This window comes from Salinicola rhizosphaerae (assembly GCF_014652715.1).
In the GTDB taxonomy this organism is placed as follows: domain Bacteria; phylum Pseudomonadota; class Gammaproteobacteria; order Pseudomonadales; family Halomonadaceae; genus Salinicola; species Salinicola rhizosphaerae.
In genome coordinates this window covers 98,213-108,045 of the sequence record NZ_BMZI01000009.1, presented here as the reverse complement: position 1 = coordinate 108,045, position 9,833 = coordinate 98,213, and the positions used below count along the sequence as shown (strand labels likewise).

The 9,833-nt window shown below is 61.2% G+C and carries 8 protein-coding genes and 4 tRNA genes; all 12 read left to right on the top strand.

The genetic code is table 11. The features are described 5' to 3' along the window. The first annotated feature begins 253 nt into the window (after positions 1-253). The 12 genes from IE125_RS18510 (at position 254) to rpoB (ending at position 9,763) form a co-directional block, all read left to right on the top strand. Positions 254-1,234: a biotin--[acetyl-CoA-carboxylase] ligase gene (locus tag IE125_RS18510; protein WP_189446165.1), complete on the top strand. Its 981-nt coding sequence runs from the start codon at positions 254-256 to the stop codon at positions 1,232-1,234. A 183-nt stretch (positions 1,235-1,417) separates the two neighbouring features. Then, positions 1,418-1,501 (top strand) — tRNA-Tyr (locus IE125_RS18505). A gap of 57 nt (positions 1,502-1,558) precedes the next feature. After that, a tRNA-Gly gene (locus tag IE125_RS18500) sits at positions 1,559-1,632 on the top strand. A gap of 18 nt (positions 1,633-1,650) precedes the next feature. Further along, positions 1,651-1,725 (top strand) — tRNA-Thr (locus tag IE125_RS18495). 146 nt (positions 1,726-1,871) lie between these two features. After that, positions 1,872-1,947 (top strand) — tRNA-Trp (locus IE125_RS18490). 71 nt (positions 1,948-2,018) lie between these two features. Next, entirely contained in the window at positions 2,019-2,387 is a 369-nt protein-coding gene (gene secE / locus IE125_RS18485; protein WP_189446164.1) for a preprotein translocase subunit SecE, read from the top strand. A gap of 8 nt (positions 2,388-2,395) precedes the next feature. Further along, positions 2,396-2,929, top strand: coding sequence for a transcription termination/antitermination protein NusG (gene nusG / locus IE125_RS18480; protein ID WP_189446163.1), 534 nt, complete (start codon positions 2,396-2,398; stop codon positions 2,927-2,929). Between the two features lie 131 nt (positions 2,930-3,060). Continuing rightward, positions 3,061-3,492 (top strand): 50S ribosomal protein L11, encoded by a 432-nt coding sequence (gene rplK, locus IE125_RS18475; protein ID WP_189446162.1) that lies wholly within the window; start codon positions 3,061-3,063, stop codon positions 3,490-3,492. A gap of 2 nt (positions 3,493-3,494) precedes the next feature. Beyond that, positions 3,495-4,187: a 50S ribosomal protein L1 gene (gene rplA, locus IE125_RS18470; protein WP_189446161.1), complete on the top strand. Its 693-nt coding sequence runs from the start codon at positions 3,495-3,497 to the stop codon at positions 4,185-4,187. A gap of 260 nt (positions 4,188-4,447) precedes the next feature. Continuing rightward, entirely contained in the window at positions 4,448-4,954 is a 507-nt protein-coding gene (gene rplJ, locus IE125_RS18465; protein WP_189446160.1) for a 50S ribosomal protein L10, read from the top strand. A 93-nt stretch (positions 4,955-5,047) separates the two neighbouring features. Continuing rightward, positions 5,048-5,422 (top strand): 50S ribosomal protein L7/L12, encoded by a 375-nt coding sequence (gene rplL / locus IE125_RS18460; protein WP_189446159.1) that lies wholly within the window; start codon positions 5,048-5,050, stop codon positions 5,420-5,422. 264 nt (positions 5,423-5,686) lie between these two features. After that, positions 5,687-9,763 (top strand): DNA-directed RNA polymerase subunit beta, encoded by a 4,077-nt coding sequence (gene rpoB, locus IE125_RS18455; RefSeq protein WP_189446158.1) that lies wholly within the window; start codon positions 5,687-5,689, stop codon positions 9,761-9,763. Positions 9,764-9,833: the final 70 nt, after the last annotated feature.

The following is a 9,833-nucleotide window of genomic DNA, read 5'->3' as shown; positions in this document are numbered from 1 at the left end:
GATCGATCACGGCGCCTGCCGGCCAGCGGCAGGCGGCTTCAGTCACGATCTCGTCCCTCACATCGCTCCTCTCATCGCCCGGCCACGCCGGGCGATGTCGTTTTGAGTGCCCCAGCGTGCCCCAATCCTACCGGTGACTTCCGCCTTCCCGGTTTCGTCGAACCGAGTCGGGGATTTTTGCGGGCGAACTCGAGCGTTATCGATGCTGACGGAATTTCGCTAGAATGACGGATTTTATCGGTAGGCTAACTCGATGGGTATCGGTGACCTGATTCGGCTTTTAGGGGACGGTAACACTCACTCCGGCCAGGAGCTGGGCGATACACTGGGCGTCTCCCGAACTGCCGTCTGGAAGCAGCTCAAGAAGCTCGAAGCGATGGATCTGCCCCTGGAGGCAGTCAAGGGGCGAGGCTACCGCCTGATCGAGTCGCTGGACTCGCTCGAGGGCAGCCGGATCGTGTCTCAGCTTGCAGCCGATCCGAGAAGGCGCCTTCATCGCCTCTTCATTGAAGACGTGCTGGACTCTACCAATACATTCTTGCGCGACCGCTTTCGCCAGGGGGCGGGGCATGCCGAGGTATGTCTGGCCGAGAGTCAGACGGCCGGTCGGGGGCGCCGTGGCAAATCCTGGAGCACGAGCTGGGGGCGGAGTCTGATATTCTCCCTCGGCTGGCGCTTCGAGGGTGGCGTGGTCGCTCTGGAAGGTTTGAGTCTGGCCGTGGGTGTGGCGCTGGCCGAACTCCTCGAACGGGAGGGGGCGGAGGTCGCACTAAAGTGGCCAAACGATGTCCTGCTCCGCGTCGATGGTGAATGGCGCAAGCTGGCCGGGATCTTGCTCGAGGTGACCGGAGATGTCGAAGGGCCTTGTGAAGTGGTCATTGGCATCGGGCTCAACGTCGGATTGAGTGAAAATGGACGTCTGGCGGCGGGGCAGCCAGCTGCTGCGCTCACCGATGTGCTGACACCGCCTCCGTCGCGAAATGCGCTGGCCGCAGGGTTGATAGAGTCACTGCTGACGCTGCTACCGGCTTTCGAGCGAACCGGATTTCCCGCCTGGCAGCAAGCCTGGAACGCTCGCCACGCTTACGCTGGGCGTCATGTTCGCGTCCATCAGGGTCGTCAGGAATATGAAGCCGAGGCCCAGGGCGTCGACTCCAGTGGCAACCTGCTAGTCGCGCTCGACGGCGAGACGCGCGCGTTGACCGGCGGAGAGATCAGTATTCGCCCTTCATGAGCGCAGGAAGATCTTTTGCCGTGGGATGCGCAAAAAGGCGGAAGGCGCGCTTGCAATTCCAATGTGCGTTTGACACAATGCGCCCCGCTTTGAGCGCAAGGCTATCGATCGTCAGGGCTGTTATCGCAGCAAAAACAGATGCTTGACATCGATGCGCGGCAATGTAGAATTTGCCGCCGGTGAGGAGGGGTTCCCGAGTGGCCAAAGGGAGCAGACTGTAAATCTGCCGCGAAAGCTTCGAAGGTTCGAATCCTTCCCCCTCCACCAGATTTATGCAGCAAGCATTGCCGGTCTGTTTCAACAAGCCGGAAACAGAGCGGGTAGGCGGGTATAGTTCAATGGTAGAACCTCAGCCTTCCAAGCTGATGGTGCGGGTTCGATTCCCGCTACCCGCTCCACTTTGGCGTGACGGTAAGGCTCATGTAGCTCAGGGGTAGAGCACACCCTTGGTAAGGGTGAGGTCGACGGTTCAAATCCGTCCATGAGCTCCATGTCTTCGTCAGGTGGTGTGGAAAGGCGAGCCAAGGCTCGCTTTTTTGGTGGTAAGAGAAAAGGCTGTCGGGATTGCTTTTTTCAGGCATTCTTCGCTATCATAGCGCCCTCCAAATTTCCGGGTGCTTCTCGGATGTGTAAATACAGGCCAGTAGCTCAATTGGCAGAGCAGCGGTCTCCAAAACCGCAGGTTGGGGGTTCGATTCCCTCCTGGCCTGCCAGTCTTCCCCAGGCTGGCTGATATTGATACCTTGTCATGTTCGGTTGTCGCGCCTTGAGTTGAGGAGTTTTCATGAAGCACAACGCCGAGGTGCAGGAGTCTCGCTTCGATATACCTAAATGGGTTGTCGTGGTGCTGCTGCTTGCCGTCGCGGTCGGTGGTAATGCCTGGTTCGCCGATCAGGCGCTCCTGTACCGCGTACTGGGCGTCGTGGTTGTCTGCGGCATCGCCGCTGCCATTGCGCTGACGACCGCCAAGGGCAAGGCGCTGATGGATCTTGCCAAGGGTTCCAAGCGCGAGATTCAGCGGGTTGTCTGGCCAACGCGACAGGAAACGGTGCAGACGACGCTGATCGTTCTGGCCGCCGTGCTGATCGTCGGCCTGCTGCTGTGGATCATCGATACCGTCCTCGGTTGGGCGATGTCCGGAATCATTGGCTAGGAGTTTTCATGTCCAAGCGTTGGTACGTCGTTCACGCCTATTCCGGGTTCGAGAAGCAGGTCATGCGTTCTCTCAAGGAGCGCGTCAAGCTTTACGAGGTCGAAGACCAGTTTGGAGAGATTCTGGTGCCGACCGAGGAAGTCGTCGAGATGCGTGACGGCAAGCGTCGCAAGAGCGAGCGCAAGTTCTATCCCGGTTATGTGCTGGTCGAGATGGAGATGAGCGAGCGGACCTGGCATTTGGTCAACGAGACGCCGCGTGTCATGGGGTTCATCGGCGGAACGCCCGAGAAGCCTGCGCCGATCACCCCGAAGGAAGCCGAAGCGATTCTGAATCGTGTCAAGGACGGTACCGACAAGCCGCGCCCGAAGACGCTCTTCGAACCGGGCGAGACGGTCCGCGTCGTCGACGGTCCTTTTGCCGACTTCAATGGTGTCGTCGAAGAGGTCAACTACGAAAAGAGCCGGCTGCAGGTCAGCGTGCTGATCTTTGGGCGCTCGACGCCGGTGGAGCTCGAGTTCGTGCAGGTCGTCAAGGACTGAGTTCCGCGGCTACCGGTCGCTGCTCGATATCGAATTTTCCGCGACGCTCATCGAGCGTCGCGTTGTCAGTGTCGGCCTAGGCCGACCCAAACGGGGAGCCGCAAGGCGTTCGTACCCAACAGGAGTCTCTCATGGCTAAGAAAGTCCAGGCCTACATCAAGCTGCAGGTTGCAGCTGGCAAGGCCAACCCGAGTCCGCCCGTCGGTCCCGCGCTGGGTCAGCACGGCGTCAATATCATGGAGTTCTGCAAGGCGTTCAACGCAGCGACTCAGGATATCGAGCCGGGTCTGCCGACGCCGGTCGTCATCACGGTCTATAGCGACCGTAGCTTCACGTTCGTCACCAAGACGCCGCCGGCAGCTGTGCTGCTGAAGAAGGCTGCGGGCATCAAGTCCGGTTCCGGTGTGCCGAACAAGACCAAGGTCGGCACCGTGACGCGTGAGCAGCTCGAAGAGATCGCCAAGACCAAGGAGCCGGATCTGACGGCTGCCGATCTCGACGCCGCCGTTCGTACCATTGCTGGTAGTGCCCGTAGCATGGGCCTCAACGTGGAGGGCCTCTGATCATGGCAAAGCTCTCGAAGCGCGCTCAGATGATTGGCGAGAAAGTCGAGCCGGGCAAGGTCTATTCGCTGGAAGAAGCCGTTGCGCTGCTTTCCGAAGTCTCGACCGTCAAGTTCAAGGAAGCGGTGGAAGTCGCCATCAATCTCGGCGTCGATCCGCGTAAATCCGACCAGGTCGTGCGTGGCGCCACGGTGCTGCCTAACGGTTCCGGAAAGGATGTCCGAGTGGCTGTGTTTGCCCAAGGCAACGCGGCCGAAGCGGCGAAAGAAGCCGGTGCCGATGTCGTCGGCATGGACGAGCTCGCCGATGAAGTCAAGAAGGGCAACCTGGACTTCGACGTCGTGATCGCCGCGCCGGATGCCATGCGTGTCGTCGGCCAGCTGGGTCAGATTCTCGGTCCGCGTGGTCTGATGCCGAACCCGAAGGTCGGCACCGTCACGCCTGACGTGGCGACTGCCGTCAAGAACGCCAAGGCAGGCCAGGTCCGTTTCCGTACCGACAAGAACGGCATCATTCACGCCTCCATCGGCCAGATCGATTTCTCCGCCGATGCGCTCAAAGGCAACCTGGATGCGCTGGTCAATGACCTGAAGCGTCTCAAGCCGAGCACGTCGAAAGGTATCTATCTCAAGAAGATGACCCTGTCCAGCACCATGGGGCCGGGTCTGACCGTCGATCACAGCGCTTACGCGTGATCGGCGTCCGAGCAATAACTTTGCGGTCCCCGTGCGTCGTCTTTTCGAAGACGAAGTGGGGCGGGGCACCGTCAAAGACCGCAGGTGTCGGTGAGCTGCCGGCTTAATGCCTCGGGTTTCTCCGAGGCGCCTGCGCAGATGGTGTGGCTCGCCGCTTGCGGTGTGCAGCCATCATCCAAGACTTCCACGGCCGTTAGCGTGGAAGAGATGGTAACCACCGGGTAGCGACACGTTCGCCCCGGCACGAAGGAGTAACCACTGTGCCACTAGCTCTCGAAGGCAAAAAAGCGATTGTTGCCGAGGTCAGTGATGCGGCCAAGGACGCTCTTTCCGTCGTAGTTGCCGACTCTCGCGGCGTGACTGTCAGCGCAATGACCGATCTGCGCAAACAGGCTCGCGAGAATGGCGTGCAACTGCGTGTTGTCCGCAACACGCTGGCACGTCGCGCCCTGCAAGGCACTTCCTGGGAATGTCTCAACGAGACGTTCACTGGCCCGACGCTGCTGGCTTTCTCCTACGAGCACCCCGGCGCTGCCGCGCGGCTGTTCAAGGAGTTCGCCAAGTCGCAGTCGAACTTTGAAGTCAAGGCGCTGGCCTACGAAGGCGAGATGATCCCGGCCGCCAACATCGATCGTCTGGCGACCCTGCCGACTTACGAGGAAGCGCTGGCCAAGCTGATGTCCGTCATGAAGGAAGCTTCTGCCGGCAAGCTGGCCCGTACCCTCGCGGCACTGCGCGACAAGAAGCAGGAAGAAGAAGCCGCCTGATTGGCGCTTTCGCTTTCGCTTCAAGTCGACCGTTGAATCAACGAGGCCCTGGACGAATTCGACAGGGGCTCCGCAAAGTTTAGGAATCTGAAAATGGCACTTTCTCAAGAAGACATCATCAACGCCGTTGCCGAAATGTCCGTGATGGAAGTTGCGGAACTGGTTTCTGCAATGGAAGAGAAGTTCGGCGTTTCCGCTGCTGCTGCCGTTGTCGCTGGCCCGGGTGCTGGTGATGCCGGTGCGGCTGCCGAAGAGCAGACCGAGTTCGAACTGGTTCTGACCGCTGCCGGTGACAAGAAGGTCAACGTCATCAAGGTCGTTCGCGAAATTACTGGTCTGGGTCTGAAGGAAGCCAAAGGCGCCGTCGACGGTGCACCGGCTACCCTGAAAGAAGGTCTGTCCAAGGAAGACGCGGAAGAAGCCAAGAAGAAGCTGGAAGAAGCTGGCGCCTCCGTGGAGCTCAAGTAACCCTGTGTTCACGGCTTCACGCGCTGCGTAAGCGCCACGGCTGGTGGCGGGCCTACCCGCTGCCGGCCTTTTTCTGTTTTTGCTAGCCTGGCATCGAGACTCCTGGCCGAGGATATTCCCGACTCGGGGTCGAAGCCACTAGACGAATTCCGACGGCGAGCTCCCTTTTCGGGAGGCTTGCCGTCAGCGCCTAACGGGGTCATTCCCGTTGGGGAGCGCCGACCACGCACCGGTCACCCATGGTGAACAAGCTGGGGAATACAGATGGCTTACTCATACACTGAGAAAAAACGCATCCGCAAGGATTTCGGCAAACTGCCTCAAGTAATGGATGTGCCCTACCTGCTGGCCATCCAGCTTGATTCCTATTACGACTTCCTCCAGCAGGACCGGGCGCCCGAAGAGCGTCTCGACACCGGCCTTCATGCGGCTTTTCAGTCCGTGTTCCCGATCGAGAGCTTTTCCGGCAATGCGGCGCTCGAGTACGTTAGCTACCGCTTCGGCACGCCGGCGTTCGACGTCAAGGAGTGCCAGCTCCGCGGCGTGACCTATTCGGCACCGCTGCGCGTCAAGGTGCGCCTGATCATCTACGACAAAGAGTCGTCGAACAAGGCCATCAAGGACATCAAGGAGCAGGAAGTCTACATGGGGGAAATCCCCCTGATGACCGAGAACGGTACCTTCGTCGTCAACGGTACCGAGCGTGTCATCGTCTCCCAGCTCCATCGCTCGCCGGGCGTGTTCTTCGATCACGACAAGGGCAAGAGCCACTCCTCCGGGAAGCTGCTCTACTCCGCGCGGATCATTCCTTACCGCGGCTCCTGGCTGGATTTCGAGTTCGACCCGAAGGACAATGTCTTCGTGCGTATCGACCGTCGCCGCAAGCTGCCGGCGACCGTTCTGCTGCGCGCGCTCGGCATGGGCGCCGAGGAGATCCTCGAGACCTTCTTCGACACCAGCACCTTCCACATCGAGCCGGATGGTGTCTACGTCGAGCTGGTGCCGTCGCGTCTGCGCGGCGAGACCGCGACCTTCGACATCAAGGACAATGACGGTAACGTCATCGTCGAGGAAGGCCGTCGTGTCACCCAGAAGCACATCCGCCAGATGGAGAGTGCCGGTCTCGAGCGCCTGCAGGTGCCGATGGACTATCTGTTCGGCAAGACGCTGGCCAAGGATCAGGTCGACGCCAACAGCGGCGAGCTGATCTGCGAGTGCAACACCGAGTTGACGCCGGAGCTGGTCGAGAAGCTGGGGCAGGGCGGCATCAAGCAGCTCGAGACGCTCTACACCAACGACCTGGACGCTGGTTCGTTCATCTCCGACACGTTGAAGATCGACACGACGCGTTCCGGTCTGGAAGCGCTGGTCGAGATCTATCGCATGATGCGTCCCGGTGAGCCGCCGACCAAAGAAGCGGCCGAGACGCTGTTCCACAACCTGTTCTTCACCGAAGATCGCTACGACCTGTCGGGCGTTGGCCGGATGAAGTTCAACCGTCGTCTGCGTCGTGAGTCGGACACCGGCTCCGGCGTGCTCGACAACCAGGATATCCTCGATGTCCTGCGTGAGCTGATCAATATTCGTAACGGCTTCGGCGAAGTCGACGACATCGACCACCTCGGCAACCGCCGCATCCGTTGCGTCGGCGAGATGGCCGAGAACCAGTTCCGTGTCGGTCTGGTACGCGTCGAGCGTGCGGTGAAGGAGCGTCTCTCCATGGCGGAGAGCGAAGGCCTGATGCCGCAGGATCTGATCAATGCCAAGCCGGTGGCGGCCGCGGTCAAGGAGTTCTTCGGCTCCTCGCAGCTGTCGCAGTTCATGGACCAGAACAACCCGCTCTCCGAGGTCACCCACAAGCGCCGCGTCTCCGCGCTTGGGCCGGGCGGTCTGACCCGTGAGCGTGCCGGTTTCGAAGTGCGTGACGTTCACGCCACGCACTACGGTCGTCTGTGCCCGATCGAGACGCCGGAAGGTCCGAATATCGGTCTGATCAACTCGCTGGCCACCTATTCCAAGACCAACAGCTACGGCTTTCTCGAAACGCCGTACCGCAAGGTCGTGGACAGCCAGTTGACCGATGAAGTCGTCCACCTGTCGGCGATCGAGGAGGGCGACTTCATCATCGCCCAGGCTTCGGCGACCGTGGATGAGTCCAATCGGCTGGTCGACGATCTGGTCCAGGTTCGTCACAAGGGCGAGACCACCTTCATGGCACCGGACAAGGTGACCTTGATGGACGTCTCTCCGCGCCAGGTCGTGTCCGTCGCGGCGGCGCTGATCCCGTTCCTCGAGCACGATGACGCCAACCGTGCCCTGATGGGGGCGAACATGCAGCGTCAGGCAGTGCCGACCCTGCGTGCGGACAAGCCGCTCGTCGGTACCGGCATGGAGCGTTTCGTGGCGCGTGACTCCGGCGTCTGCGCCGTGGCTCGCCGCGGTGGCGTGATCGACTCGGTCGATGCCAAGCGTATCGTGGTGCGGATCAACGAAGACGAGATCATCGGCGGCGAAGCCGGCGTCGATATCTACAACCTGACCAAGTACGTGCGCTCCAACCAGAACACGTGCCAGAACCAGCGGCCGATCGTCAGCCCCGGCGACATCGTCGCGCGCGGCGACATTCTGGCCGATGGTCCGTCCGTCGACATGGGCGATCTGGCGCTTGGCCAGAACATGCGTCTCGCGTTCATGCCGTGGAATGGTTACAACTTCGAGGACTCCATCCTCGTCTCCGAGCGTGTGGTCGAGGACGATCGTTTCACCACGATCCACATTCAGGAACTGACTTGCGTTTCGCGCGACACCAAGCTGGGCGCCGAAGAGATCACCTCCGACATCCCCAACGTCGGTGAGTCGGCCCTCTCCAAGCTGGACGAGGCGGGCGTGGTCTACATCGGTGCCGAAGTCGGCGCCGGTGACATCCTGGTCGGCAAGGTGACGCCGAAGGGCGAAACCCAGCTGACGCCGGAAGAGAAGCTGCTGCGCGCGATCTTCGGCGAGAAGGCGTCCGACGTGAAGGACACCTCGCTGCGTGCGCCGACCGGCATGCGCGGTACTGTCATCGACGTTCAGGTCTTCACTCGCGACGGCGTGGAGAAGGACTCGCGTGCGCTCTCCATCGAGCAGCAGCAGCTCGACGAGGTGCGTCGTGACCTGCAGGAGACCTACCGCATCGCCGAAGACGCCACCTTCGAACGCCTCAAGCGCACGCTGGACGGCCAGCCGGTCAACGGCGGCCCGAAGCTCAAGAAGGGCGACGAGCTGAGCGAAGACTACCTCGACGAGCTGCCGCGTCAGCAGTGGTTCAAGCTGCGCATGCAGGACGAGGCGCTCAACGAGCTGCTGGCCCAGGCCGACGAGCAGCTCGAGAATCGCCGCAAGGAGATGGACGAGCGCTTCGAGGACAAGAAGCGCAAGCTGACCCAGGGCGACGACCTGGCGCCGGGCGTGCTCAAGATCGTCAAGGTCTACCTGGCGGTGAAGCGTCGCATCCAGCCGGGCGACAAGATGGCCGGTCGTCACGGTAACAAGGGTGTCATCTCCGCGATCATGCCGATCGAGGACATGCCGTTCGACGACAACGGTCAGCCTGTCGACGTCGTGCTCAACCCGCTGGGCGTACCGTCGCGCATGAACGTCGGTCAGATTCTCGAGACCCACCTCGGCATGGCCGCGCACGGGCTCGGGGTCAAGATCGACCGCATGCTGCGGGATGCCCGCGAGCAGCAGCTCGGCGAGATTCGCGAGTTCCTGAAGCAGGTCTACAACACCCAGGAGACGCGTCAGGAAGACATCGACTCCCTGACCGATGACGAGATCATCACCCTGGCGAAGAACCTGCGCGGCGGTGTGCCGATCGCGACACCGGTGTTCGACGGTGCCAAGGAGCACGAGATCAAGCATCTGCTCAAGCTCGCCGACCTGCCGGACTCCGGCCAGATGACGCTCTACGACGGCCGTACCGGCGAGTCGTTCGATCGTCCGGTGACCGTGGGCTACATGTACATGCTCAAGCTCAACCACCTGGTCGACGACAAGATGCACGCACGCTCCACCGGCTCCTACTCTCTGGTCACCCAGCAGCCGCTGGGCGGCAAGGCGCAGTTCGGCGGACAGCGCTTCGGTGAGATGGAGGTGTGGGCGCTGGAAGCCTACGGCGCGGCCTACACCCTGCAGGAGATGCTCACCGTCAAGTCGGATGACGTCGAGGGTCGTACCAAGATGTACAAGAGCATCGTGGATGGCGACCACACCATGCAGGCCGGTATGCCGGAATCCTTCAACGTGCTGGTGAAGGAGATCCGCTCGCTGGGTATCGACATCGAATTGGAAAGCTGAGACCGGCACAGTCGATCGAAAGCGACGGTTTGCGGGGCGGCGAAATAGGTCGACGCCCCGCTCATGACAA